25 protein-coding genes are annotated in these 26,338 nt (G+C 55.4%); 7 read left to right on the top strand and 18 right to left on the bottom strand.

Translation table 11 applies throughout. From position 1 onward, the window contains the following. Positions 1 to 25: 25 nt before the first annotated feature. The 4 genes from G516_RS0105215 to G516_RS0105200 form a co-directional block, all read right to left on the bottom strand. Positions 26 to 700: a response regulator gene (locus G516_RS0105215; protein WP_028292774.1), complete on the bottom strand. Its 675-nt coding sequence runs from the start codon at positions 698 to 700 to the stop codon at positions 26 to 28. Beyond that, positions 697 to 2,400 (bottom strand): sensor histidine kinase, encoded by a 1,704-nt coding sequence (locus G516_RS0105210; RefSeq protein ID WP_028292773.1) that lies wholly within the window; start codon positions 2,398 to 2,400, stop codon positions 697 to 699. Before G516_RS0105210 ends, G516_RS0105215 begins: the two co-directional genes overlap by 4 nt. Before the next feature lie 117 nt (positions 2,401 to 2,517). Then, entirely contained in the window at positions 2,518 to 3,801 is a 1,284-nt protein-coding gene (locus G516_RS0105205) for a 2-hydroxycarboxylate transporter family protein (RefSeq protein WP_028292772.1), read from the bottom strand. 327 nt (positions 3,802 to 4,128) lie between these two features. Then, a complete protein-coding gene (locus tag G516_RS0105200; RefSeq protein WP_028292771.1) occupies positions 4,129 to 4,353 on the bottom strand; it encodes an RSP_7527 family protein in 225 nt (74 codons plus the stop codon). 134 nt (positions 4,354 to 4,487) lie between these two features. Between G516_RS0105200 and gcvA the strand changes: the two genes are divergently transcribed. Further along, on the top strand, positions 4,488 to 5,384 hold the full coding sequence (gcvA, locus tag G516_RS0105195) for a transcriptional regulator GcvA (protein ID WP_028292770.1): 897 nt from the start codon (positions 4,488 to 4,490) through the stop codon (positions 5,382 to 5,384). Positions 5,385 to 5,388: 4 nt separating this feature from the next. Here the strand turns inward: gcvA and G516_RS21115 are convergent, their stop codons facing one another. From G516_RS21115 to G516_RS21105, 5 genes are all read right to left on the bottom strand, one after another. Then, complete coding sequence (locus tag G516_RS21115) at positions 5,389 to 6,084, bottom strand: TetR/AcrR family transcriptional regulator (protein ID WP_051218952.1); 696 nt, start codon at positions 6,082 to 6,084, stop codon at positions 5,389 to 5,391. Positions 6,085 to 6,188: 104 nt separating this feature from the next. Further along, the gene (locus tag G516_RS21110) at positions 6,189 to 7,694 is read right to left on the bottom strand and encodes a sodium:solute symporter family protein (protein WP_051218951.1); all 1,506 of its coding nucleotides are present in this window, start codon (positions 7,692 to 7,694) and stop codon (positions 6,189 to 6,191) included. Further along, a complete protein-coding gene (locus G516_RS0105180) occupies positions 7,691 to 7,876 on the bottom strand; it encodes a hypothetical protein (RefSeq protein ID WP_028292769.1) in 186 nt (61 codons plus the stop codon). The genes G516_RS21110 and G516_RS0105180 overlap by 4 nt, the downstream gene beginning before the upstream one ends. 436 nt (positions 7,877 to 8,312) lie before the next feature. Continuing rightward, positions 8,313 to 11,876, bottom strand: coding sequence for a molybdopterin cofactor-binding domain-containing protein (locus G516_RS0105175; RefSeq protein WP_028292768.1), 3,564 nt, complete (start codon positions 11,874 to 11,876; stop codon positions 8,313 to 8,315). Further along, on the bottom strand, positions 11,861 to 12,445 hold the full coding sequence (locus tag G516_RS21105) for a (2Fe-2S)-binding protein (RefSeq protein ID WP_084644869.1): 585 nt from the start codon (positions 12,443 to 12,445) through the stop codon (positions 11,861 to 11,863). The genes G516_RS0105175 and G516_RS21105 overlap by 16 nt, the downstream gene beginning before the upstream one ends. Positions 12,446 to 12,709: 264 nt before the next feature. Between G516_RS21105 and G516_RS0105165 the strand changes: the two genes are divergently transcribed. Further along, complete coding sequence (locus G516_RS0105165; protein WP_028292767.1) at positions 12,710 to 13,180, top strand: MarR family winged helix-turn-helix transcriptional regulator; 471 nt, start codon at positions 12,710 to 12,712, stop codon at positions 13,178 to 13,180. 101 nt (positions 13,181 to 13,281) lie between these two features. Here the strand turns inward: G516_RS0105165 and G516_RS0105160 are convergent, their stop codons facing one another. After that, positions 13,282 to 14,355, bottom strand: a complete 1,074-nt coding sequence (locus tag G516_RS0105160) for a M29 family metallopeptidase (protein ID WP_028292766.1) — start codon at positions 14,353 to 14,355, stop codon at positions 13,282 to 13,284. 261 nt (positions 14,356 to 14,616) lie between these two features. Here G516_RS0105160 and G516_RS0105155 point away from each other — a divergent pair, with 261 nt between their 5' ends. From G516_RS0105155 to G516_RS0105140, 4 genes are all read left to right on the top strand, one after another. Next, positions 14,617 to 15,798, top strand: a complete 1,182-nt coding sequence (locus tag G516_RS0105155; protein WP_051218950.1) for an FAD-dependent monooxygenase — start codon at positions 14,617 to 14,619, stop codon at positions 15,796 to 15,798. Between the two features lie 8 nt (positions 15,799 to 15,806). Further along, positions 15,807 to 16,640: an alpha/beta fold hydrolase gene (locus G516_RS21100; RefSeq protein WP_051218949.1), complete on the top strand. Its 834-nt coding sequence runs from the start codon at positions 15,807 to 15,809 to the stop codon at positions 16,638 to 16,640. After that, a complete protein-coding gene (locus tag G516_RS0105145) occupies positions 16,637 to 17,392 on the top strand; it encodes a maleate cis-trans isomerase family protein (RefSeq protein WP_028292764.1) in 756 nt (251 codons plus the stop codon). Before G516_RS21100 ends, G516_RS0105145 begins: the two co-directional genes overlap by 4 nt. A gap of 131 nt (positions 17,393 to 17,523) precedes the next feature. Continuing rightward, complete coding sequence (locus tag G516_RS0105140; RefSeq protein WP_156878951.1) at positions 17,524 to 18,195, top strand: N-carbamoylsarcosine amidohydrolase; 672 nt, start codon at positions 17,524 to 17,526, stop codon at positions 18,193 to 18,195. A gap of 1 nt (position 18,196) precedes the next feature. On the opposite strand, the gene G516_RS0105135 is transcribed toward G516_RS0105140, so the two are convergent. The 6 genes from G516_RS0105135 to G516_RS0105110 all read right to left on the bottom strand — a co-directional run bounded on the left by G516_RS0105135 (position 18,197) and on the right by G516_RS0105110 (position 24,033). Then, positions 18,197 to 18,832, bottom strand: a complete 636-nt coding sequence (locus tag G516_RS0105135; RefSeq protein WP_028292762.1) for a nucleotidyltransferase family protein — start codon at positions 18,830 to 18,832, stop codon at positions 18,197 to 18,199. Between the two features lie 14 nt (positions 18,833 to 18,846). Further along, on the bottom strand, positions 18,847 to 19,833 hold the full coding sequence (locus tag G516_RS0105130; RefSeq protein ID WP_028292761.1) for an XdhC family protein: 987 nt from the start codon (positions 19,831 to 19,833) through the stop codon (positions 18,847 to 18,849). A gap of 30 nt (positions 19,834 to 19,863) precedes the next feature. Beyond that, positions 19,864 to 22,242: a xanthine dehydrogenase family protein molybdopterin-binding subunit gene (locus tag G516_RS0105125; RefSeq protein WP_051218948.1), complete on the bottom strand. Its 2,379-nt coding sequence runs from the start codon at positions 22,240 to 22,242 to the stop codon at positions 19,864 to 19,866. Next, the gene (locus G516_RS21095) at positions 22,239 to 22,748 is read right to left on the bottom strand and encodes a (2Fe-2S)-binding protein (protein ID WP_051218947.1); all 510 of its coding nucleotides are present in this window, start codon (positions 22,746 to 22,748) and stop codon (positions 22,239 to 22,241) included. Before G516_RS21095 ends, G516_RS0105125 begins: the two co-directional genes overlap by 4 nt. Positions 22,749 to 23,132: 384 nt before the next feature. After that, a complete protein-coding gene (locus G516_RS21090; protein WP_036534460.1) occupies positions 23,133 to 23,657 on the bottom strand; it encodes an NAD(P)H-dependent oxidoreductase in 525 nt (174 codons plus the stop codon). 70 nt (positions 23,658 to 23,727) lie between these two features. Then, complete coding sequence (locus tag G516_RS0105110) at positions 23,728 to 24,033, bottom strand: DUF1330 domain-containing protein (protein WP_028292759.1); 306 nt, start codon at positions 24,031 to 24,033, stop codon at positions 23,728 to 23,730. A 177-nt stretch (positions 24,034 to 24,210) separates the two neighbouring features. Here G516_RS0105110 and G516_RS0105105 point away from each other — a divergent pair, with 177 nt between their 5' ends. Further along, positions 24,211 to 25,164, top strand: coding sequence for a LysR family transcriptional regulator (locus G516_RS0105105; RefSeq protein WP_028292758.1), 954 nt, complete (start codon positions 24,211 to 24,213; stop codon positions 25,162 to 25,164). Between the two features lie 53 nt (positions 25,165 to 25,217). Here G516_RS0105105 and G516_RS0105100 read toward each other — a convergent pair whose 3' ends face one another. Continuing rightward, positions 25,218 to 25,886, bottom strand: a complete 669-nt coding sequence (locus G516_RS0105100) for a glutathione S-transferase family protein (protein WP_028292757.1) — start codon at positions 25,884 to 25,886, stop codon at positions 25,218 to 25,220. Then, the gene (locus G516_RS0105095; protein ID WP_028292756.1) at positions 25,864 to 26,313 is read right to left on the bottom strand and encodes a hypothetical protein; all 450 of its coding nucleotides are present in this window, start codon (positions 26,311 to 26,313) and stop codon (positions 25,864 to 25,866) included. The genes G516_RS0105100 and G516_RS0105095 overlap by 23 nt, the downstream gene beginning before the upstream one ends. Between the last annotated feature and the right edge of the window lie 25 nt (positions 26,314 to 26,338).

The raw sequence follows: 26,338 nt of genomic DNA, 5'->3' as shown, positions 1-26,338 counted from the left end.
TAGCACGGCTGGGCAGGGGACAGAATTACACCGTGTGGTACAGCTGCTTGGGGCGGCCACCGGTGTTGTAGTTCAGACTCATGGCCACAGTGCCTTGCTCTTCCAGATATTCCAGATAGCGGCGGGCGGTGATGCGGCTGAGTGCCAGTGCATCGCCCACTTCCTGGGCTGAAAACGGCTGCGGACAGTATTTGATGTGTTCGACCATGCGGGCCAGCGTGGTGGCATCAATGCCTTTGGGGGTGCTACGAACCTTGTTCTGGGCCTTGCCCTTGCGCATCAGATCGTCAATCTGCAGCTGGTCGACCTGATTGGATTCCTGCAAGGTTTCCTTGAACGCCACCACATCGTCCAGCGCCTGATGCACCCGTGAAAGGCGCAAGGGCTTCACCAGATAATCCAATACACCAAACTGAATGGCCTGGGCCACGGTGCTGGAGTCGCGCTCGGCGGTGGTCATAATGACGGCTCCGGCAAAGTCTTGCTGGCGCATTTCGCGCAGCAGTTGCATACCATCGCCGTCTGGCAGGGTAATGTCCAGAAACACCAGGTCCGGCTGTTGGGCCAGTTGCATGCGGGCTTCCACTACGGATTCCGCCGCCGCAATGACCCGGAAACCGACGTGTTGGTTAACGCTTTGTTCCAGGGTATAGCTGGCCTGCGGGTCGTCTTCGACGATCAGAACAGAAAATTGGCTCATTGTTGTAATGCTCGTTTGTCCAGATACACGCTGAACACCGTGGTGTCGTCAATGCGCTCCCAGTCGATGGTGCCATTGTAACGATGTACCACCCGGCTGACCAAGTAGAGCCCCATTCCATGCTCACTGTGAATTTCCTTACCACTGACCCCCAGCTCGAACATGCGTTCGGCGATGGCGGTATCCACTCCTTTGCCGTTGTCTTCCACGGTAATCATCAGGTACTTATTGCGGTCGCTCAGGTACAGGCTGACCGCCGCTGACGGTACTTTTTCCTTGCCCGAACGGCGGGCATTGCCCTGTGCATGCTGTGCCGCTTCAAAGGCGTTATCGACCAGATTACCAATCAGGGTAATCAGGTCATCGTTGGTGGCCTGCGGGTAGTTGCCCAGCTGGCTGTCTTCATCGAGGGTGAACTGAATGTGATGGTTGCTGGCGTAATTGTGCTTGGCCAGCAACATGCCTGCGACCGGGCTGTTTTCAATGCGTTTTACCAGAGCCCCGAGAATTTGCTGATGTTGATCGCTTTCCTGTTGCAGGTAGTCGATGGCGTCTTGCACCTTGTCGGCCTGCAACAGGCCGGAAATCACGTTCAGCTTGTTGTTGTGCTCGTGGGTTTGGGCACGCAGTTGCTGCGCCCAAGCGGTGGTGGCAGCCAGCTCCTGTTGCAGCTCGGACATGTCCTGCTCGTGGTTCAGCACCATCATAAAACCGGCGTTATTAAGCCCCGGATGCCTGGCATTCAACGGGTACAGCGTTACAGCAAAGGTGTGACGGCCAAGGGTAATCGAGTGCTTGTTGCGTTGGCTGAGCGAATCAATGATCAGCTGCTCAAGCCCCGGCGATACGCTGTCCAGCGGCAGGCCGATCAGTTGGGCGTCGCTTTTGTCGGGGGCAATCCAGTAACTGGCGGCTTTGTTGATGGCGGTAATACGGTGGTCGCGGTCGATGGCAATGATGCCCTCGCGAATGCTGTCCAGCAGCAGGCTGTGCTCCTTGAAACGCTGGACGATTTCTTCGGGCTCGTAATCCAGAAAGGTACGTTTGAGTTTGCTCAGCAAAGACAGCGTCAAAAGGATCGCCAGCACATAAATAATGCCCAGCCAGACAATCGCTTCCTTGTAATACTGGAACAACAAATCGGCGACGGACTGGCGCAAGTAGCCAATGCTGATGGCGCCAATGACTTCTCTGGCTTTTTGGGTATTGGCTGCCAGAGTATTGGCAGATGAATTTGCATCAGCGTCGGTTGCAGTCGCAAACACCGGCGCAAAATTACGAATCGCAGTACCAAGGGAGCCGGTCCCTTCGGTGGTGCGGGTTTGGCCCTGATTCAGGGTTGGCAGAATGTCTTCACCAATAAACCGCTTGCCAATGCGTTCCGGAAGCGGGTGGCTAAGGCGAATGCCGTCGCGGTTGGTGACCACAATATAGGAGGCGTCGGTTTTGGCCCGCAGGTTCTCAATGTAGTCCTGCAACGAGGTTGGAGTGCCGCTGTTGGAACGTTGAATGGCGGCAATGACGCGTTCGTCGCTGGCCAGTACCTGAGCCAGCTCAATGCCCCGCTGACTGACGCCATCGAGATAGGTTTGTTTGGTCGCAAACACCAGCAAACCACCGGACACGGCAATAATCAGGGTAATGGTGACCAGAATGATCGCGGTCAAATAGGATTTCAGGGTCATGGTATTGGCGGTCATGGGGCAATACCTGAGGAGTATAGAGGAGGGGAGTGGAGCCCTCAAAGAGGGCTCCGGGTCTTCAGTGTCGGTCTTCTTGAGCCGTGAAGAACGTAAATGAAGAAGGTTGTGGCGTGATCAGGAGAACAGCTGGATAGCGAAGGTCGCCAGAATCAGCATGAACGCACCACCAATACGGGAAGAGATCTGGGCGAATGGCATCAGTTCCATACGCTTGGACGCAGCCAGTACCGCAACGTCACCAGTACCACCCATGTTGGCCATACACAGACCACCAGTGATCGCAGATTCAACCGGGTAGAAGCCCATCAGACGACCGATCAGAGCAGCACCAACAGCAGCACCCAGTACGGTAGCGAATACCATAGCGAAGTACATTGGGCTCAGGGCATCGATGATTTGATCCAGGTTGGTGTAAGCCACACCGATACCTACCAGCAGCGCAGGGGTCAGGTTACCCACTACAAAGGTGTACCAGGCGTGGGCAGCACGTTCCAGGTTGGCCGGCATCAGACCAGTAACCTTGATCAGAGCGATGGACAGAATCATCAGAGCGTAAGTGTGCATGCTGATGACGCTGGACAGCAGGGTGCCCAGGAAGAACATGCTGATCGCGATCAGAGCGCCAACACCCAGCTTGGTTACGTCCAGAGAGTACTTGTTGGTTTCTTCTTCGATCTGTTCCTGTTCGCCACGGATCAGCTTGCCGTTACCGGTCCAGCTTGGCTTAACCTGGCCAACCTTGTTCAGCAAACCAGCGATAACGATCGCAATGGCGTTACCGATTGCCAGGGCAGGAACCATCTGGGACATCAGGCTGGCAGCGTCCATGCCAGTACGGCCGGACATGATTTCAACCAGTGGAACCGCACCAGCGCCCATGCCGCCGCCCATGATAGGCAGTGCAATCAGCATCAGGGATTCAAACAGGTTTTTGCCGAAGAACAGGCCAACAACGCCCGCAAACACGAAGGAAACGGCAACCGCACCCAGGATAACCGGGATGTATTTCAGGGCCGCAGACTTCAGGGTGTCACGGCTCATGCCCAGAATCGAACCGGTTACCAGAGAGGCAACGTAGAACGACAGGAAGCCACCGGACTTGGTGAAGGTCGTGATTTGTTTGGTGATGTCACCGGAGATCAAACCGCTGTGGAACAGCCAGGAAGAACCGAAAATAACAACGATGGCACCGCCACCGAAGAACTGGTTGATGATCGGAGTACGATCGCCCAGGTAGTTCAGGATATAGCCCACAATCACCATGGCGCCGAGGGCACCAATCATGCCGCCAGGCAGCTGGTTGAAGAAAGTGGCCATGATGATGACGAAAGCAGCAATCAGAAGCACAATTTTGACTTCACGCTGATCGTGCAGTGTTACGGCATCGGTCGTGTTCATAAATAGACGCTCTTGGTTGTTTTATTTATGCGGCGCAGTCTAAGCAAGCTCTGACGAGGGCAGAAGTTTCAAACGAGTTAAGAAAGTAAACGGACGTTTAGTAACTTTTGTAAGGGCGAAAATGGCGATTTAAATAACTTTTTGTCAGACAAATATGACGTAAGGATATGGGTCAGGCGGGGGTATCAAGCGGATATAAGAGGTTGGATGTTGCTATTCGATTTGGTTCCGCAGGTTGTTTGTTAACGCATGGCGTTATTAAAGGTTCAATATCGACTCGTGTTATTTTTAAACGGGATGAGTCGATGGAAAGCCACAGTTAAAGGCTTAGTGACCGTGCGCTACGTGATCGGATTTGTGACCGATGTGCAGTGCGTGAGCCAGCTTGTGGACTGCGGATGAGCACATGTGAGCAATGTATTCAGAGCGCATGGCCTGGGCGCGAGCAATGTGGGCTTCAATGTCGGTATGGGCAGTGAGGCCAACGGTTGGTTCAAAGTCGTTCAGTTCAGAATGGTTCAGTTCAGAATGGTTCAGTTCAGAAAGGTTCATAGTGGAACTCCTCGGTTAGTTGGTGCAGATCAGAAATGTCTGTCTACAGGATGAATAGTAGACACAGTCTGACACTTGCAAAAACGATACTTTCTCAGCACTATGATGAGAAAATTTAACCATACGTGATTGCCATGCGTCGCTTACCTCCTCTTAACTCACTTCGCGCATTTGAAGCTGCAGCCCGTAATAACAGCTTTGCAGCGGCAGCCGAAGAATTGTTTGTCACGGCTTCGGCGGTGAGTCACCAGGTCAAAACCCTTGAGGAATACTTGGGGGTTTTGTTGTTCAGCCGTAACAAACGTAAAGTTGAGTTAACCCCGGCCGGTGAGCAATACCTCACCATGATCAAGCACGCCCTCGATGAAATCGAGATTGCTACCCAGCGTTTGACCACCTATCAGGAAAGCAACGTGGTGCAAATCAGCGTCGCACCGAACTTCCTGACTCGCTGGCTGATGCCGCACATGGCACGGTTTCAGGAGCTGTATCCGGATATTGAACTGCAAATTAACGCCAGCATGGGTTTGATCGATTTCAATCGCTCCAGCACCGACATGGCCATTTATTACGGCAATGGTGAATGGAACGATATCGAAACCCACTTCCTGCGTAAGGTGATGCTGGTGCCGGTTTGTAGTCCGACGTTGATGAGGGGCCGTAACCCGCTAACGGATATCAATAACCTGCGATATCACAACCTGATTTACGTCTCCAAGCGCAAATGGGAATGGCAGGACTGGATGGAGCAGGCCGGTGTTGGCGGCATGATTCCAAAAGGCAGCCTGCAAATGTCCAGTGGCCAGTTGGCGACCGCGGCGGCGCAAGAGGGGTTGGGTGTGGCATTGGCTGATAGCACGTTAACGTCGCGGGAAATTGCTTCCGGACGTTTGGTGCGACCGTTCGAGATTCAGCTGGATACCCAAAAGGCCTTCTATCTGGTGTATCGCAAAAACCGTCCATTGACGGCAGGTATGAAAGCCTTCAAGGAATGGATCATGGCGGAGCTGCTGGAAGACGAAGAGCAATAAGTCGTTACTCAGGCCCCTCGGTCACAGTATTCAGCACCGATTTTCGCACCACCTGCTTTATATGTTGCAGCCAGTATTCCCGCAAACCGCTGTCTGTCAGGTCGAGGTTCATAAACACCCCGAGGGTGTACTGGTTGGAGCAATAGAAGTACGTCAGTGACGATACCGTCAAATACAGCATGGCAACGTCGATGTTCGCAATAAACAGTCCCTGCTGTTGGCCCGCTTCAACCACCTTGCCCAGCTGCCCTTGAATGCCACTGGAAATATGGGCGATGCGTTCGCTTTGGCGAGAATGCCGCGCCTGATGCAGGTTTTCGTCACCCAGAATGGCAACAAACTCCCGATGCTCAAGATAGTAGTGAAAGGTGAAGCTGACGATGTCGTCGAGGGCATCCAGCGGCTTGGCCAGATTCAGCTGCAACCCTTGTTCGGCATCCAAAAAACCCTGATACACCGCTTCCAGCACCGCGATAAACAACTGCTCCTTGTTGCCGAAGTAATAGTAAATCATGCGGTCGTTGCTATTGGCGGCCTTCGATATACGGTCAATCCGGGCACCGGCGTAGCCAAGTTCTGCAAAAATGCTGATGGCGGCTTCTAGAATGCGTTGACGGGTTTCGCGTGCCTTTTCGGCTTGCTTGCCAGTCTTGCGGGAAGACGGCGTATTAGCGGTCGCTGTGTTTGCTGTCTGACTCATGTTCCATGTCTTCAAATCGTTGAAGCACCAGTGATCTTGATCACTGGTGCTTCGGTCGCAGGCGTGTTGCTGAATGGCAGGATACGCCTGTTAATGGTCCAAAGTTATACCACGGCAGGGCGAGCGTTGCCTTTGGCGCTGGACTGCTTGCCTTTAACCGCCGAGTTGGCTTCGGCCATAAAGGCTTCGGCAACATCCACCGGCGCCTTGGTCAGCAGGCTGACACCGACAAACAGCAGGGTGGATACTGGCAGGCCCCAGATGCCGGCCGAGAAGCCCAGCAGCTTGCCGCCCGTAGCATAAATGTACAGTACCAGAATGCCGGTACCCAGAATGGAGGCCAGTGCACCCGCAGCGGTACCGCGCTTCCAGAAGAAAGAACCGATCAGTGCAGGAACCACAACCACCAGACCGGAAGACGCCGCAACCGACAGCACCGCAATCAGGCTCAGCTCCAGCTTGGCAAAGGCGTAGGCCATCAGTGCAATCACCGGAATCACCAGTTTGCCTACCGCCAGTTGCTCGCGGTCGTCAGCGTTGGTGTTCATGTTGGCGTACACATCACGGGAAACCATGGAAGACAGTGTCAGCATGATGGAGTCGATGGTGGAGATAGCCGCCGCCATAATGCCGATCATCACAATCACCGCCAGTACTGGTGGCACCATGTCAGACGACAGCAGCGCTGGGGTGGCCATGTCGGCCTTGGCCAGATCCGGGAAGGCAACGATGGCAGAGAAGCCCCACATCACAGACACCAGAGTGTAAATCAGGCCAAACACCAGGAAGCCAAGCAGCATTTGGCGCAGGGCTTTGAGGGACGATGGCATAAACAGACGCTGGCTTACCTGTGGGTTGGACAGACTGAAGAAGAACCATGGAATGGTCAGGCCCAGGAAGGTCCAGAAGCTGAACAGGCCGCTACCCGGCACCGACAGGGTTTCCGGCTTGGTTTGCTCCAGGGTGGTGAACAGACCATCGAAGCCGCCCAGTTCAGAAATCACCAACAGGGCAACAATGGTGGATACCACAATCATCATTACGGCTTGCAGGGAGTCAGTCCATACCACGGAGCGAATACCGGCGATGTAGCAGAAGAACAGCGCCATAACGGTCGCGATCAGTACGGCGGTGGAGAATGAAATAGCGCCATCGGTCATACCAGACATCAGGTAGCCCACGCCGGTCAGCTGGACCGCAGCGTAAGGAATCAAGAACAGGCAGGAGGCCAGCGCGGCAACCACAGACACCGCTTTGTTCTGGTAGCGATGACCGAGCATTTCGCTTGGGGTTACGTAACCAAACTTCTTGCCCACCGCCCAGAACTTGGGACCAAACACGGCCACCAGAGACACACCGGCAAAGTAAACGATTTCAAACCCCAGCGCGCCAACGCCACCTTTATAGGTAAGGCCTGCCAGGCCAACCATCATAAAGGCGGAATAGGTGGTGGCACTGTAGCTCAGGGCAGACAGCACGCCGTTCATTTGGCGGCCGCCGAGGAAATAGCCGGACATGCTGTTGGCCTTGCCGTCGCGGGAGATCACGGCAATGGCGATGGCAATCACCAGATAGATGGCCACAGACCACCAGATTAATGATGTACTCATGCTTCTTCCTCCCCGAAATCTTTGGTGATCATCAGATTGGCGACAACCACGAGTACGCCGGTAATGGTCCAGTAGATGAAGCTACCGCTCCAGCTTTGTACCTCGGTCAGGAAACCGTAGGGCACTACGTAGCAGAGCAGCACCAGGGCCCAGACGGCCCATATCCAGTTGTTTGTCTTCATAGCGTACCTCTTGCATCTCTGCGCCAGTCTGGTTGTTTCCGGGACTATCTGGAAAGCAATCCGTTTACCAGCTTGTTATGGAATGCAATCTATCTGAGCCAAGGGTCTCGATAAATTGTCGATTAATGGTGTGTACACCTTATCTTCAAAGGCAATAGCCGTACCAAGTGTGCAATTTCAATGATTTGAGGCAGTAAAAGCCCAAAAACTTATCTGGTGTGTACCTTTTAAATGGTTTAGCCGCCCGATAACGGGCGCGAGCGGCGTTTGGTGTTTGAAAGTGGTGCGAAAACTCTGTTGTGTGCACGATTTTGAAGGTGTTTAAAATCCTTTTATGTGCCGTTTGGTAACACTTTTTGTGGTGTGTACGTTTCAATTGTTCGGTTTGTAGCTGGTTCGGGCTATCGGGTTTGGGTTATAGCTGGTTTGGGGAGGCTTAATGACTTCCCGGGTTGGCCCGAATCTGTTTCACCACGGCTTCGAGGTTGTGCCAGACAGGCTTGTCGGCAGCAAAGCGACCGCGAATATGGCTCACCAGATTGGCGACCTGTTTGTCGTTCATGGCGTTGGCGAAGCCGGGCATGTACCCCAGTTCCGGGTCTGCCGGAGTTTGTACGCCAAACAGAATGGTACGAATCAGGTTGTCCGGACGATCGCTGTGCACATTGCTGTTGGTGGCCAAATTCGGATTGACCCCAAACCAGTCCGGCCGGGTTTCATGGCAACCGGCGCAAGCACTCTCAAATGTTCGGGCGGCGCTGTTGAAATCTGTGGCGTTGAGAGTTCCAGATTCTGCAAGCGTGGTCGTTTGGGGGGCAGGCTGACTGGCACTGACGCCTTCAAGATTGGCCAAATAGTGCGAGATGGCCTGAATGTCGCTGTCTGGCAGCGCCTGCATTTCTTCCACTACCGCGGCCATTGGGCCGGTCGATGGTCCGTGAGTGTCCGAGTTGCCGGTTCGCAGGTAATCGTAAAAATCCTGTTCGCTCCATGGCAGTGGCGACTTGCTCTGGCCATTCAGTGCCGGAGCCTCCCAGCCATCCACATCGCCGCCAGCCAGGAAAGCAGTGCCGGTTTTTTCAGCGCCGAGCAAGTTGCGTGGGGAATGGCAGGCACCACAGTGACCAGCACCGTTGACCAGATAGGCGCCGCGATTCCACAGCTCGGTCTGGGTTGGGTCGTCGTAAGTGCGGGTGTTGTTTTTGAACAGGGTGTTCCAGCCCGCCATCATGGGGCGGAAGCTGTACGGAAAGGCCAATTCGGTTTGCGGGTTGTCTTGCTTAACGGCTGGCTGACTCATCAGGTAGGCATACAGCGCCTGCATGTCGGCGTCGTTCATGTTCTGGTAGGCGGTGTAGGGAAATACCGGATACAGGTGTTTGCCATCGCGGCTGATGCCTTCGCGCATGGCGCGTTCAAAGGCAGTGAATGACCAGCGGCCGATACCGGTGTCCGGGTCGGGGGTCAGATTGGTGCTGAATACCGTGCCGAATGGTGTTTCCAGTGCGCGGCCACCAGCATTGCGAATGCCGCCTTCGCTGGTGTGGCAGACGGCGCAGTCGCCAGCCGCAAACACTTCGGCACCGCGAGCAATGGTGGCAGCAGAATACACGGATGCCGATGGTGGTGTGATTTCCGGGATCGCCGCGCGCCATGGTGAGGCGACAGCGAGTGCGCCAAGGGCAGTTGCTCCAAGGCCACCAATCCAGCTTTTCAGGCCTGGCTTGTATTTTGGCTTTTCAATTTTCTTTGGACGCACACCAGCGTCTTCCAGTGCCGCGCGCATACGCTCCGGGGTAAACGGCGGCTGGCGCATACGCACACCGGTGGCATCGTAAATGGCGTTGGCAATGGCGGCGGCGCTCGGGACGGAGGCCGATTCACCAGCGCCCATCGGTGGTTCTTCCGGCTTTTCCGCCAGCATTACATCCACTTCCGGCAGTTCCGGGAAATTCAGAATCGGATAGCTGCCCCAGTCGCGGTCTTCGACCATGGTTTCGTTGAAGGTGACTTCTTCTTTGAGGGCGCGGCTGGTGGACTGAATGACATTGCCGTGCACCTGATGTTTGACGCCGTCGGGGTTAATCATCAGGCCAGCATCATGGCCAACGGTGACGCGGGTGACGTTCACTTCGCCGGAATCCTGATTGACCTCTACATCGGCAATCCAGGAGGCCCAGGCAGCCCCAAAGCCCGGAAACTTGCTGTGAATGTAACGGGCGTACGCCACGCCGCGGCCTTTGACGATATTGCTGTTCGTACCAGTACCCACCTTGGGTTGCCACGGGCCGGACTTCGGCTGCCAGTTGGCACGCTCGGCGGTGTTTTCCAGCAGCTCACGCGCACGTTCGTCCTTCATGTACTTAAGGCGGTATTCGACCGGGTCTTCACCGGCTTCGGCCGCCAATTCGTCGATGTAGGATTCGTGGGCAAAGGTGTTGGGCATGGCCGACACGCCACGCAGCCAGGCGGCGCGTACCATCGGGGCCATGTCGTCAACGCGAATGCGCATATGGTCGTACTGGTAGGGTGGAATGGCGGTGCGGTCGCCCATTTCCAGTGCCGCCGGAATAGCCTCTACAACGCCCGTTAGTAACAGCGCCAGATTCGGTGCGCCATTGGACGGATAGGACGTTTTGAAATCGTAAGCGTAGGGATGGCCGTCTTCGGCAATACCGCCATCGACTTCCATCAGCTGGCCAGCACCTTTCGGTTCCCAGGCATGTTCCTGTTCGCGAGTCAGCTGCACCCGTACCGGGAAGCCAACCGCACGGGACAGCAACACGGCGTCACCACAGACGTCGTCAGCGCAGTTACGGCCGTAGCAGCCCGCTGCCTGATGGCGCACGATATCGATCATGTTCTCGTCAATGTTCAGCAAGAATGCCAGATCGGCCCGCAAGATGTGCGGGTTTTGGGTGCCGGACCAGACTTTTACCTTGTCGGCTTTAACATCGGCGACGGCGCAGGAAGGACCGATAGAGCCGTGCATCTGATAAGGCCAGACGTAGGTGCGGGTCAGACGTTTATGGGCGTCCTTGACCGCCTGTTCGACATTGCCTTCGTCGACCAGGGTGCGGGTCTTGTCGGTCGGGTTGTTGCGAATGGCGTTTTCGAGGTCGTTGATGTCTGGCAGGTCGGGGCTGGGTTTCCAGTCGACTTTCAGTTCGCGGGCGGCGCGGTCGGCCTGTTCCTCGCGCTCGGCGACAATGCCAATAAAGTCGCCAATGACTTCGATGGTGATGATGCCGGGAATGTGGGCAATCGAGGATTTGTCGATCCCCAGCAGGCTGTTGCCAATAAATTCGCCGCCGTCACGACCGGCATAGGGTGGGCGCACCACACGACCGTGTAACATGTGTGGTACCCGTACATCGTGGACGTATTCAAACTGGCCGGTGGCTTTGGCGGGGATGTCCTTGCGCACGGCTGACTTGCCAACAATGCGGTATTCATCGACCGGTTTGAGTGCAGCGTGTTCGTCGACCATCAGTTCAATACGCTGGCCGCCAATCAAGTCGCCGTAGCGGATTGCTTGTTGCTTTTCGGCATGGATTACCTTGCCGCCATCGGTGGTCAGCTCTCCAGGGCTGCACTGCCAGTGCGCGGCTGCTCGTTCCACCAGAAAATGACGCGCTGTAGCCGCGGCCTTGCGCAGTGGTACGGCAGTAATCTGAATGGTGGCGCTGGCAATGGTGGCGCCTTGATTTGGGGTTTTGTCCGGGTCGCCGAGAATCATCTGTACGTCTTTCGCTTCTACATACAGCTCTTCGGCAACGATCTGGGCCAGTGCGGTACCAATGCCTGTGCCAAGGTCGACGTGACCGTTCATGGCAATGATGCGGCCGTCGCCATGAATCGCCACAAACACTTCCAGCTCGGGCTCTTTCTCTTCGGTGCTGGCTTTTTGGGCCGGACTCAGAGGTGGGTTGCTTGGGCGCAATAACAGCAGAACGTTATCTGCCGCCATTAATTCATCGCGGCTCAGAATCGGTTCCATGGGGTCTTCTCCTCAAGCGATCGGGTGCTGGTTTGTGCGGTTGTGGTGGTGTTAGCGCTGGTGGTTGTGTCTGTGGCAGGAAATTTATTGGCAACGGCAAGGCGAACAGCGTCGAGAATTTCCAGATGGGTGCCGCAGCGGCATAAATTGGCTTTCAGTGCGTTGCGAATATCAGCCTCTGACGGCCGTTCGGTCAGATGTTCAATCCAGGCGGTGGTGGTAATGATCATGCCGTTCAGGCAATAGCCACACTGTGCGCCCTGGGCGTCGACAAAGGCTTGCTGTACCGGATGCATCTGCCCCTGTGTTGCCAGCCCTTCCAGTGTGGTGACCGTGCGGCCTTTGACGGCTTTCAGGGGGATGGAGCATGAGCGCGCGGTTTTGCCATCAATCAAAACGCTGCAGGCACCGCATTCGCCCATGCCGCAGCCATATTTGGGGCTGTTGAGTTGGCAATCGTTGCGTAAGGCAAACAGCAGTGGGCTGGATGGATCCGCTGTGACGGACGTAGGAGAGCCATTCAGGTTGAAGACGATGGCTTGGCTGGCGGCGCTGGTGTTGGCACTCATCAGAATATCCAAAATAAGTTTATTAAGTATTTACTTAACTTTTTGAGTAAATGGCAGAGCGTCGTGTGTCATTGGCGGCCAATGTGGACGGAGCAGCGTTGTTTTGGGAAATGACTGTTCTGCAAATACGATCCCTTGCTTCTCTGCGACGGAAAACTGCCATGTGTTCAATGCTTTTTCGGATCGCGGTGGCAATCGCGTATACTGCCGGGACACTGAGGTCTGGCCATTGGGCCGACCTGCCGAACGAGAGGAATAAGTGGCATGGTTGAGTACTCTGCTGAAGCGGAAAGCCGCAAGAACTACGATTTCAGCGAGCAGGTTGGGCATTTGTTGCGTAAGGCGTACCAGCGTCATATGGCCATTTTCCAGCAGTACAGTTGTGAAGAGAGCCTGACTGCGCCGCAGTTCGTGGCGCTGTGCACCATTCATGAAATGGGCGTGTGCTCTATAACCGATATTGTTAAGGCCACCGCGGTCGACCAGGCCACCATGCGGGGCGTGGTGGAGCGACTGAAAAGCAAGGGTTGGATCAGTCAGGGTGCTGACGAAACCGACCGCCGCAAGGTGGTGTTGCGATTGACGGAATCCGGCCAGCAGCTGGTGCAGCAAATGGTGCCTTGTGCGGTCACCATTACTGAACAAACCATGGGTAATCTGAATCCGGCCGAGCGGGTTGCCTTGATCTACCTGTTGCAAAAAATGAACGAACAGCCAGAGCGGGCACCGGAATAATTCGGAACCGGCTCCGGCTGTCGTTCGAAAACCGGTGACAGGGCAGCTGCCTACGGTACTGCGGTAGGGGCTGCCCATGCGGTTGTCACCGGTGCGAGGGCTTAACCCAGAATGCTTGGTTTGGGCGCGATGGATGCTTCCGGCGCAACCACCTTGCCTTTTTCAACGACGGTCAAATCGTCGTTGAGGGTGATGGTGCAATTACGCAGCGGGATGTCCATGTGGGCAGGGGTTTTGCGCGAGCCACCGACTTCGGTGTTGGGGCCGGTGGAAAACAGGAAGTTGCCAGCAAACGCGCGGGCATCCATGCACATGCCGTCGTTCTTGTCGTGCAGGCCCATGGCGGTCCACTGGGCGCGGGTTTGCAAGCCCCAGCCAATATGGGAAATGCCATACACTTCCGGGTCGCCGAAGTACTTCAGGTAATCCGCCAGATATTCCGCTTCAAACCCACCATGAATATTGGTGATAAAACCTTTCTCAATTTCCAGAGTGATGCTCTCGCGGCAGTACTGCTTGAACGGCAGCAGGATGTCGCCCTTGTCGATCACAATCACACCTTCTGCGGTTTCTTCGTTAGGCCAGCTGAACAGAAAACCACTTGGCCAGTGATCCCAGCGCCCAGGCTCATCCGCTAGACCGTATTCCGTAACAGCCGGATATTGCCCCAGTGCAGCACGGAAATCGGTACCGGCATCGGAGGTTACGCGGATGCTGTTGGCGGTTTTCAATACTTCTTCGGCGGACTTCACCATCAGCTTGTCGGCCATGGTTGGCATGATGCGAGCCAGTACTTCCGGTGGCTCAACCGCCAGCAGAATGCGGGTGCCGGTTTTCAGAATCTGCTCTTGCTCTGGTGAATGCAGCAGCATCATGGTGTCGACGATCAGGTCGGCGGCTTCCAGTGCGGTTTGGGCGGCCTTGTTACCCGTGAGTGCGGTGTCGCCGCAGTAAGCGGTGAGGTCGTTACCCATCGCCATCGGCGCATGAAACGACGGCAATTCAACACCGTATACCCGAGCACCCAGGCGAATGGCGGCATCGGTCGCGGCCTGCACAATGGCCTGATTGGAATAGTGACTTTTCAAAACGGCCACGCTTTGGGTGTTGTCGACCTTCGACATTTTCAGCACATCTTCAAACATCGACGTAAGTTGGCTCTGGTTTACCGGCATGGCCATGCTCCTGCGCGTTGTGTGTACCAAAACTGTGTGTACACGTTAAATTAAATACGGTGTACATCACATTAATCCTTGTTTTTGACTCAGGTCAATTGTTGTTTTCATCTGATTTTAGCTGTTTTAACGGATTTATTCGGTAAATGTTGCCAAACACGACGAGTTTAAAATTTTCTTGCTCTAAATCAAATATGGTGTGTACATTATAAATCTCCAGTGCGTAACTGGTGTCAGCCAGACAACAAAAGAGGTTTAACAATGACCATTGACAAGAAAACCCGTATTGCCGTTATCGGTGCCGGACTTGGCGGTGCCGCCGTTGCTGCACTGCTGAAGAAAGAAGGCTTTAACGTTGCTGTGTATGAACAGGCCGACAAGTTCGAGCGCCTGGGTGCCGGCATTCACATTGGCCCTAACGTCATGAAGATTTTCCGTCGGCTGGGTCTGGAAGAGCGCATCAGCCTGATGGGCTCTCACCCGGAATTCTGGTTCAGCCGTGATGGCCTCACTGGCGACTATATGTCGCGTATTGAGCTGGGCCAGTACGCGTTGGACAACTACGGTGCGGCCTACATCACCATTCACCGTGGCGATCTGCATGAAGTGATGCTGTCACCACTGGGCAGTGACCTGCACTTCGGCAAAAAGCTAGACCGCATTGAAGACAGCGGCGATGAAGTCGGCCTGTTCTTTACCGATGGCACCGAGGTACAAGCCGACATCGTGATCGGTGCAGATGGCATTAACTCCAAGGTACGCGAATGCCTGCTGGGAGAAGAAGAACCGACCTACAGCGGTTGGGTTGCTCACCGCGCACTGATTACCGGCGCTCGCTTGCGTGAATTCCAGAACGAGTTTGAACCCTGCGTGAAGTGGTGGACCGAAGACCGCCATATGATGGTGTACTACACCACCGGCAAGCAGGATGAGTACTACTACGTGACCGGTGTGCCGGAAGCAGAGTGGAATCACGATGCCCCATGGGTAGAAAGCAGCCGCGAAGAAATGTACAGCGCCTTCGATGGTTACCACAGCACGGTGCAGAACCTGATTGAAGCCACCGACTACGTTACCAAGTGGCCACTGAAAAACCGCAAACCACTGCCACTGTGGAGCAGTAACCGTCTGGTGCTGCTGGGCGACGCTTGCCACCCGATGAAGCCACACATGGCACAGGGTGCCTGTATGGCTATTGAAGACGCCGCCATGCTGGTGCGCTGTATGGTCGAAGTGGGTGTGGACGATTACGAAACCACCTTCAAATACTACGAAGCCAACCGTGTTGAACGGGCGTCCAAGGTACAGGCCATTTCCAACGCCAACACCTGGCTGAAGACCCAGGAAGATCCGTCCTGGTGTTACGGCTACGACGTTTATGCCGACGCTCTGAAAGAGCCCCAGCAAGAATCGCAGCCAGCACAGCACGCTGTTGCAGAGTGAGGTGGCCGATGAGTTTCTATTTGTATGGCGGTCAGGTAAACGCCAATGGCATTCGCCAGCACTACCTGCGGTACGGCGCCCTCGATAGCAATGGTGATAGCACCAAACAACCGCTGGTGCTGATTCCGGGCATCACCAGCCCGGCGGTGACCTGGGGTTTTGTGGCTGAAAAGCTGGCCGAACAATTCGACGTCTATGTGCTGGATGTGCGCGGTCGTGGCTTGTCGGCCTCAGGCCCGGAGCTGGATTACAGCCCGGAATCCTGCGCCGACGATGTGATTGAATTCATCAAGGCGCTGGGGCTGGAAAATGTAGTACTGATGGGCCATTCCATGGGAGCGCGCTTTGCCGCTCTGGCGGTGGCTCGCGGTGCTGAAGGGGTGGCGCAGGTGGTGTTGGTTGATCCGCCGGTTTCCGGCCCGGGTCGTCGTGAATACCCAAGCAAACTGCCGTGGTACGTCGATTCCATTCGTCAGGCCAACAGCGGCATGACCGCCGAAGACATGAAAACCTTCTGCGCCACATGGACCGAAGAGCAGCGTGCTCTTCGCGCCCAGTGGCTACATACCTGCTACGAACCGGCCATCGTACGGGCGTTCAATGATTTCCACGACGTCGACTTTCACAAGGATCTCGCGGCCGTAACGCTGCCTTGCAGCCTGATGGTGGCGGGCAAGGGCGGGGTGATCCTGCCGGAAGACGAAGCCGAAATGGCCGAGTTGTGCCCGCAACTGCGCATTGCCAAGGTCGAAAACGCCGGCCATATGATCCCGTGGGACGACCTCGACGGTTTCATCAACACTGCCTTTGAACTGATTGCCTCGGGAGCACCTGCCGCATGAGTACCTTGTATCGAATCGGCCAGATTGTGCCGAGCTCCAACACCACCATGGAAACCGAAATTCCGGCCATGCTGACCGCTCGTATGAGCATTCGTCCGGAGCAGCGTTTTACCTTCCACTCCAGCCGCATGCGGATGAAAAAAGTGGTCAAGGAAGAACTGGCTGCCATGGACGCAGAATCTGATCGTTGCGCCCAGGAACTGAGTGACGCCAAGGTCAACGTGCTGGGCTATGCCTGTCTGGTGGCGATTATGGCCATGGGGCCAGGGTATCACCGCGAATCTGAAAAACGTCTGACCCAGCGGGTACGCGATAACGACAGTGATGGTCAGGTGATCACCAGTGCCGGTGCGTTGGTGGAAGGTCTGAAAGTGATGGGGGCGAAAAAGGTCGCCGTGGTCGCGCCATATATGAAGCCGCTGACCGAGCTGGTGGTGGATTACATCCGTCAGGAAGGTTTCGAGGTGATGGACTACATCGCGCTGGAAATCCCCGACAACCTCGACGTTGCCCGCCATGACCCGCAACGCTTGCCAGAAATCGTCAGGGACCTGAAATATCAGGACGCCGATGTGATCGTGTTGTCGGCCTGTGTGCAGATGCCGTCCTTGCCTGCCATTGCCAAAGTTGAAGCCATGACGGGCAAACCAGTGGTCACCGCTGCGGTGGCAACGACCTACGCCATGCTGAAGTCGCTGGAGCTGGAGCCTGTGGTTCCGGGTGCGGGTGCTTTGTTGTCTGGCGCTTACTGATTCCTTCTGCGGGTAAACCGCCTTTGGCCATGAAGGTGGGGGCACTGACATGGCCGTTTTTTCTTCTTATTCGGTAGCGTTGGCCTGCGGTTGCGCTGCCGTTGTCTGTTTTCTTGTGGAGGGGCTGGGCTATGCCTAAAGACGATTTGGCTCAAGACGATCTGACTAAAGATGATTTGACTCAGGACGATCTGGGTAACAACTACGCGGGTGTTTGGGACGGCAAAGTAGGGTTTGGCAACAAGGCTGCACTGGTGCTGATCGACTTTCTGCAAGGCTACGTGACCGAAGGGTCACCCTTGTATGCGCCGATGGTGAAAACCGCCGTGGCCAATACCGTACCCCTGTTAGAGCAGGCCCGTGCCAATGGCATGGACGTGATTCATACCCGCATTCTGTATCACCCGGGCTTTGCCGATGGCGGCATCTGGCTGCAAAAAGCGCCGGTGATGAAAGCCATGGTGGAAGGCAATCCGTATGCGGAATTCTGCCCGCAAGTAACGCCGCTGGATTCTGAAGTGGTGGTGGTGAAGCAATATGCCAGCTCGTTTTTTGGCACCAGTCTGGCGGCGACATTAACTGCCCGTGGCGTGGATACGGTGGTGCTGGTGGGCTGTTCAACCAGTGGTTGCGTGCGGGCAACGGCGTTGGACGCCTTACAGCACGGCTTCCGAACCATTGTTGCGGGGGATTGCTGTGGCGACCGCCATCAGGCACCACACGACGCCAACCTGTTTGATATCAACAGCAAGTACGGCGATGTGATGCCATCCGGCGAGATCATTAAGGCGCTGTTTAAATAGGTCAAACAGGCTGATCAATCAGATCCTGCGGTTGATCGACGTCCAGCAGAACGCCGGGGTCGTCGACCGCCAGGTTATCCACTTGCGCCTGTTGGCGTTTCACAATTTGTTTGCCACCACTGTCGCCTGTCAGCGCCGCCAATTCCGGCCAGTAGGCCTTGCCAAACAGCACCGGGTGGCCATTCTGGCCCTCGTGAACCGGCCGCACAATACGATTACTGCCCGAGCGTTCGACCAGCCGTTTGAAGGTACTCTCGGTAATACCGGGCATATCACCCAGCAGCAGGGCGATTGTGTGAATCGGTAGGCTGGACGATTTCAGCAGCGCGCCGTTTGCCGCGCCACCTTCCAGTAACACCGCCATCGCATCAGAAATACTAGAGCCCATGCCATTGCTGGCATTGCTTGCTCGAATAATCGGCGTGCCGCGAGGAATGCCAAGATCGTAGGCGATGTCATCCGGGCGAATCACCACGGCAATATTTGGCAGCCATTGGCGGGTGTTTTCGATGGTAGCACCCAGCAGTGTGGTGTTTTGCCATGTGGCTTTGCGCTTGTCGTCAGGGCCGAACCGGTTGGAAAAACCGGCCGCCATAATCAGCCCCAGTACCTGATGTTTTTTCTGTTCAAAAATCATGGATTCATGGTTCTTTAAAGATCGCCACGGGCGCGACCGCGTTGCACTCGCAGAATATCGGCCATCGCGGCCAGAGCAATTTCTGCGGGGGTTTTGCTGCCCAAGGCCAGGCCGATGGGCATATGAATGCGCTCGACTTGTTCGGCGGTCAGACCACCAACGCGCATCAGGCGACTGGCGCGGGCATCAGAGGTTTTGCGCGACCCCATAACGCCAATGTAAAACGCATCGGTTTTTACCGCTTCAATCATGGCCAGATCGTCAATGCGAGGGTCGTGAGTCATGGCCACAACCGCCGTTTGGGCGTGGCAGTTGCCAGCTTTTTTGATGAACGAAGAGGGCAACTTGCGCTCCAGTCGAACACCCGTAAGGTCGAAGTCGGCCAGCACTTCTTCTCGTGGCTCGCACACAATCACTTCGTAGCCGAGGGTAACGGCGAAATCGGCGCAGGCCTTGGCCACCGTCGACAGGCCACAAATAATCAAACGGCTGGCAGGGCCAATTCGAATCAGCGCCTTGTTGCCACACAGTTCAATGCGGTCGCCGCCCTGGTCGTTCAGGGGAGACAGTTCCGACTCGCCACTGCTGAGGTCCACCTGGCGCAACGCTTGTTGCTGGCCTTCCAGTACGTTCAACAGTTGGGTTAGCAAGTGCTGACTGGCCGCTGACGCTGGCAGCTTTTCCACCAGTACATCCAGAATACCGCCACACGGCAGGCGGATTTGTGGCCGCCCGGAATGGTCGTCCGCCGGGTCGCCATAGCGTACGGTTTGCACGGGCTGTTGCCAGGCACCGTTTTGCAGTTGTTCCAGAAAGTCGTCTTCCACACAGCCACCCGACAGCGAGCCGACATGCTGGGCGTTACTGCGAGCAACCATCATGGAGCCGGGTTCGCGGGGAGACGAACCAAAAGTCGACAGCACGGTACAAAGCCAGACGGTGTGACCCGTCTGGCTCCATTCCAATGCCTGTTTGATTACCTGCACATCAAGGTGCTGCATCAAGAGGTCTCCACCTATCAGGTGTTAGCGTCAGGAGGTTTTCAGCTGGTTGGCAATCGGCAAGGTACGAATGCGTTTGCCGCTGGCGGCAAAAATGGCATTGCACAGAGCCGGTGCAACCGGCGGTACGCCGGGTTCACCAATGCCGCCCATTGGCACATCCATGCGGTTATTGACGGCATGAACATGAATCTCCTTTGGAGCGTGCACGATGCGAGCCACCTGATAGTTGTGGAAGTTCGACTGCTGAATGGCACCGTTTTTGGCGGTAATTTCACTCACCAGCGCGTTGCTGATTCCCATGACACAGGCACCTTCCATTTGCGAGCGAATACGGTCCGGATTCACCTGCGGGCCGCAGTCCACCGCAATGTCGGCACGGTGAATAATCAGCTCACCGGCGTCGGTCACTTCGGCATCGAACACCACTGCCACGTAAGACACAAAGCTGTTGTGAACGGCCAAACCCAAACCCCGGTTTTTCGGCATGGTCTTGCCCCAACCGGCTTTGCTGGTGGCCATTTCGATCACGTCGCGCAGGCGACCGGTATCCAGTACGTACTCGGCCGGATTTTCGCCGTAGTTCCAATGTTCGCCGATGCTGGTCGGGTTGATCTTGCGGGCAGGGCCAATCAGATCCAGCAGGTACTGTTTGTGGTCAACACCGGCTTCGTGTGCCAGTTCAGCTGCAAAGCTCTGGATGGCAAACGCATGGGGCAGGTTATACACCGCCCGGTACCAACCGATGCGCACGTGGGCCGGAGCTGCCGGGTTTTCCAGTTGAATGGCCGGAATATCAAACGGCACAGTATTGAACCCCATGCCGTTTTCAAACACGGCGGTGTGGCCGCTGTCCGGGCCAAACAGCGAGGTAATGGAAGGCGATGCCGAACGGTGACGCCAGCCAATGGATTTGCCATTGCTGTCCAGCACGCCTTCCAGGCGATCCAGCGACACGGTGTGGTAGTAACCTTGCTGAATGTCGTCTTCACGAGTCCATTGAACACGCACCGGACGACCGTTCAGTTTGGCTGACAGAGCGGCGGCTTCAAAAATGTAGTCGGGCTTGGATTTACGGCCAAAGCCGCCACCCAGCAGGGTGCAATGAACGGTAACGTCTTCGGGCTTCAGGCCAAGCTGGCCAGCAACGCCGTCTTTAGCCAATTGCGGGTTCTGAACTGATGCCCAGATTTCTGCCTTGCCATTTTTTACCTGCGCAATCGCCACCATGGGTTCCATTGGGGATTGTGACAGGTGCGGCATGTAGTAGCTGGCTTCAACGGTCTTGTTGGCGCTATCGCTGTGCAACACCTGTTCGAAGTCACCTTCGCTACGCACCACTTTGCCCGGCTGCTGAACCGCTGCCTCGAGCTGCTGGCGGTAAGCCACGGAATCGTAGTTGGCGTTATCACCGGCTTTGGCGTTATCCCACTCAATCTTCAGAGCGCGGCTGGCCTTGATGGCAGCCCAGGTGTTTTCGGCCACCACGGCAATACCGCCCAGCGGCGTGAACGCCGATGGCATTTGCACGGAGGGCAGTTCAATCACATCGACCACGCCAGTGACTTTTTTGGCTTCTGTGGCATCGAAAGATTTAACGCCAGCGCAATACACGGGTGGGCGTACAATTTTGGCAACCAGCATGCCGTCGAGTGCCACGTCGGCACCAAATACGGCTTTACCTGTGACGATATCGCGGCCATCAATGGCCATCGGTTGGCCGGTTTTTTCGGTGGTGCCTTCCGGATAAGCACCCGGATTCTTGCTGATGTAGCGCCATTCCGACGGTTGTTTCAGTTGCAACGAGGCGGCAACCGGCACTTTCATTTCAGCGGCCAGTTCCGCCAGCTCGGCAAAACTCAGGGTACGGTTGGTCGGGCGGTGCACCACTTGATGAATGGTGGTGGTGACATCACTGACCGGCACGTTCCAAACCTGCGCGGCAGCCTGCTCCAGCATGTGTCGGGCAGCGGCGCCAACACGGCGCATGGGCTCGAAAAAGTGGCGCATGGAGCGGGAGCCGTCGGTGTTCTGGTTGCCGTATTTGGGTTCGTTGGCGTTGGCTTGTTCAACCACTACCTTGTTCCAATCGGCACCCATTTCGTCGGCAACCACCATCACCAGGCTGGTGCGAATGCCCTGACCCATTTCGGCGCGGTGGTTAACAATGGTTACGCTGCCGTCGGTGGCAATGCTGACGAACACATTAGGGTTGTCGGTCCAGCCGTTTGGCATGGCGTCGCGGCCGTATTTGGCATCTTCAGCGAAAGCCATGTCCCAACGAGCGGCCAGCACCAGGCCGGTGGCCATGCCCATACCACCGAGAAATTTGCGGCGGCTGACGTTGGCAATTTGCACGGTCTGATTCTCGGTCGCCGTTGCTGCGTTCAGTGTTTTGGTCGTGCTCATGCTTTCACCTCCACAAACAGGGATTCATCAACAGCGTTGGCCTTGGCGAGTTGCGGGTTGTCGGCGGCGCTATGGATGGCCTTGCGAATACGGTTGTAAGTACCGCAACGGCAAATGTTGCCTGCCATGGCATTGTCGATTTGTTCGTCGGTGGGGTTCGGGTTGGACTTCAGCAGCGCCACGGCGCTCATGATCTGACCGCTCTGGCAGTAGCCACACTGGGCCACGGCTTCGTCCATCCAGGCTTGCTGGACTTTCTGACCAACCGAGTCCTGCGCCATCGCTTCAATGGTGGTGATGTTCTTGCCATTGGCGAACGCAATCGGAGTAGAGCAGGAGCGAATCGGATTGCCATCCAAATGCACCGTACAAGCGCCACACATGGCCATGCCGCAGCCAAAGCGGGTGCCATGCATCTGCATGTGATCTCGTAGGGCCCACAAAATGGGCGTGTCTTCGGGAATGTCCAGTTGGTGGGTCACACCATTGACCGTCACTGAAATCATTGGGAATCTCCGGTTGCGTTGAGTGGAGTGTTCGCCCGGGGAGGGCTGTTGTTGTGTAACCGGTCGTCTTCTGAGTACAACCTGGTGTTGTCGCTGGCTTCACGGCCAGCCTCTTAATGATGGCTCGTTTACGATTGCAAAAGCGCCAACCCACTGTTCCGCCGATGGGCACTGTTCGACGGTTGCCAAATCGGTGTTTTTCAGAATCAGTCAGTTTTGTAAGAAATTAAAAAACGCGCTGCAGAAATGAGAACTACAGCGCCAAAGCGGAAACATCATGACCATTCTGGCAAAGCCTGACGGCTGGCAGAATCGTTCTGAATTGCTCAAGTTAATGAATGGCGTTCATTAATCCGGGCGAGTTCTGGCAGATGTCTGTGCCGGTTACTTTGCAAGCCGTTCAACGAGCTTGGCGCTAAAGCCGGAGAGTGCTTCTTTAGCGGCGTCTCTGGCTTCAAAGAAAGCGAGTGGTTGAAGGTATGTCATGCCGACATAAAGCGCGCTGGCTTTCATCGGAGTGAGTACTTCCTCGATAGTGCTTTGAATCAGCCCTGCCTGCGAGTAGGTGTGCTCTGTCGCACCAGCGGTGGTTACCAACAGCAGCTCCTTGTTTTTCAGAGCGTTGCCCTCAGGCCCGAATGCCCAGCCATAGGTCCAGACTTCATTCAGGTAGGCCTTCAGCATTGGAGTCAGGTTGAACCAGTGGATGGGGAACATGAATACGATGCGATCCATGCCTTCGCAGGCTGCTTGCTCGGCGGTAACGTTCAGCTTGTTGATGTCGTTGCCATACAGTGATTCGAGGTTTCTGACCGTGATATCCGGAAGCGTTTTGGCAGTATTTTCCAACGATTTGATCGCTGTTGAATGATCCGGGTAAGGATGAGAAACGATAACCAGTGTTTTCATTAGGGTGGTCCTGGGTTTGTTAAGAATTCAGGTGCTTGAAATTGAGATGCTTGAAATTGAGGTGCGAGTATTAAAGGCCAAGTCCTTCAACCAGCCAGCCATTGGCCTGTGAGCCCGCATGACGGTGGTGGACGATGGCCTGATAGGCGTCTGATGCATACCAGGCTTTGGCTGTGGCCATATCGGCAAATTTCAGAATGACAACAATGCCTTGCGGGGGTGTGCCTTCGAACACTTCCAGTTCCCCTCCCTGAACGATCAGCTCACCGTCAAAGGCTTTAAAGGTCGCTTCTACGTTTTCCAGGTACGGCGTAAGAGCGTCCATATCTGTGATTTTTGTGTCGAATACAAAGAATGCCGGTGCTTGTTTGGTCATGTTGGCCTCGGTGGTTTTTATGAAGCGGTGCTGTGTTGAAATCACCAATTTGGACGGGACTCTTCACAACCATTGCGTGCAGTATGGGTTTATTCATCTGTAACTTTAATGGCATGCATGGTTGAATTATTTGTAACCTGAGGTTTTAAGTTGGTCGTTTTGAGAGGCGGAAATAAGATGGATATTTCACAGCATGTCAGGGCAACGCTGTCGTTTGTGGAGTCGGCCAATGAAGGGAGTTTTTCGGGAGCAGCAAGAAAACTGGGCATTAGCCCGGCAGCGGTTAGTAAGAATGTATCCGGGCTGGAGGCTGCCCTCGGTGTTCGATTAATGAACCGGACGACGCGTAATATCAGCCTGACGGAGGAAGGGCAGGCTTTTCTGTCGCAAGCCAGGATCGCTATTGAAGCGCTTGAAAATGCCGTTGATAGCATCGTGTTACGAAAAGCGGAAGCCAGCGGTCATGTGCGGATTTCCACCAGCGCGGCTTTTGGAAGGGATCAGCTCTTGCCAGCTCTGCCGTCCTTGTTGGCCAAACACCCCAAGCTGACGGTGGAAGCCGACCTGGATGACAGGGTGATTGATCTGGTCAACGACGGCTATGACATCGCCATACGAGGCGGCCGAATTCTGGATTCCAGCCTGATCACTCGTCCCGTATGTCGCTTGAATCTGGCGCTGGTCGCATCGCCCGATTATCTGGCCCGTAATGGCGTTCCGACATCAGCTGAGGATCTTAAACAGCATCGCTTATTGGCAAGGCGTTTTTTGGGCGGAAAGGTGCTGCCATGGGCATTCAATAACGCCGATGGCAGTCATACCGTGATCGAGCCTGAGACCGCTGTGGTTACTTTGTCTGCTCCTGAAGCCTTGGTTGAGGTTGCGGCCAGCGGGCTGGGGATTGCTCAGGTGGGCGTGCACCATGCTTATCAATACCTGCAAGAGGGCAGGCTGAATGTGGTGCTGTTGGGTATTCATGACCCCGGCAAGTATGAAATGGTCATTCAGTACCCGCATCGTTCATTGATTGCGCCACGGGTGAAGGTAACGGTTGAGCATTTGCTGGAGTACTTCCAGCAAGATGAGTCGCTGCGGATTCCGCTGGAAGATCTTTACAACTATACGTATTAGATAGAGCCACCAGAGAAGCGCTCCTGAGCCTCTCTGGTGTGACTGGAAGTTCTTCAGGCGTAATCGTATGGGCCGCCTTGCTCCAATGCGCGTTTGTAGGCGTCCCGTGCCTGCACTTTCTTAACGTAGGCGGCAATGTTCGGGTGGCTTTCGGCGCTGATGGCACGGCTCAACGCCGCTTCCAGCGGGAAGATCATCTGAAAATCGGCGATGGATAATTCCTCACCGGCAAACCAGCTGTTTTTACCCAAATGGCGCTCGATGTAATCCAGGTGGGTATCGAGGTTGGGTTGTACAAAACTGGCCATCACCTTGTTGGCAATGCCTTTGGCGATCGGCTTGACGAAAAACGGCATCGGGCTGGTTTTGATCTTGTTGAACACCAGCGTCAGCAACAAATAGGGCATCAGGCTGCCTTCGGCATAGTGCAGCCAGTATTTGGCTTGCCAACGGGCTTCGGCGTCCTGAGGCATAAAGCGGTTGTCGCCTTTTACTTCGTTCAGGTATTCGATGATCAGTCCGGACTCCGCCAATGCGGGTTGTTCGCCATCAACCACCACCGGGGCCTTACCCAAAGGGTGAATGGCTTTCAGGCTGGGCGGCGCCAGCAGGGTTTGCTTGTCGCGCTCGTACAGCGCAATTTGATAGTTGATGCCCAGCTCTTCCAGTAGCCAGAGAATGCGTTGGGACCGTGAATTATTAAGATGATGAAGTGTAATCATGCGCTTTATTGTCCTTGGGTCTTGCTGATGCCCACAGGCACCAGATCTGGAAAAGGGTGAAGGCAAAGCCCAGCGGTACGAAAATATTCAATAGCCACCAAAGCCATAGTGACCACGGCTTCCGCGCTTTGGGCGTTGGGTCAGTGTCGGCTGGCACGGTTGAAGTTTTCACGCGCGTTTGACCAAACCCGAGCGTGCCCGCCTTGTGTTGCTTCAACAGGCTACGTGGCCAAATCACACTGGCCAGCAGGCCAATACACAGCCCTGCCAATGCCATCTGGGCATGGTCAACGTGATCTTTGACGTCGCTGGCAGCGGCACCGAATATAAAGATCATCAGCAGAAACCACGCCAGTAGCAGGGTGTTCCACACCATCTGAATGGTCAGACTGGCCTGAAACCAACGGTCGGCCTTCTGTGACAGCACTGATGCCTCCTGGGTTGCTGATGGA

Origin of the sequence: Oceanobacter kriegii DSM 6294 (assembly GCF_000422845.1) — a bacterium.
GTDB lineage: Bacteria > Pseudomonadota > Gammaproteobacteria > Pseudomonadales > Oceanobacteraceae > Oceanobacter > Oceanobacter kriegii.
This window is presented reverse-complemented; position numbering and strand designations above follow the sequence as displayed.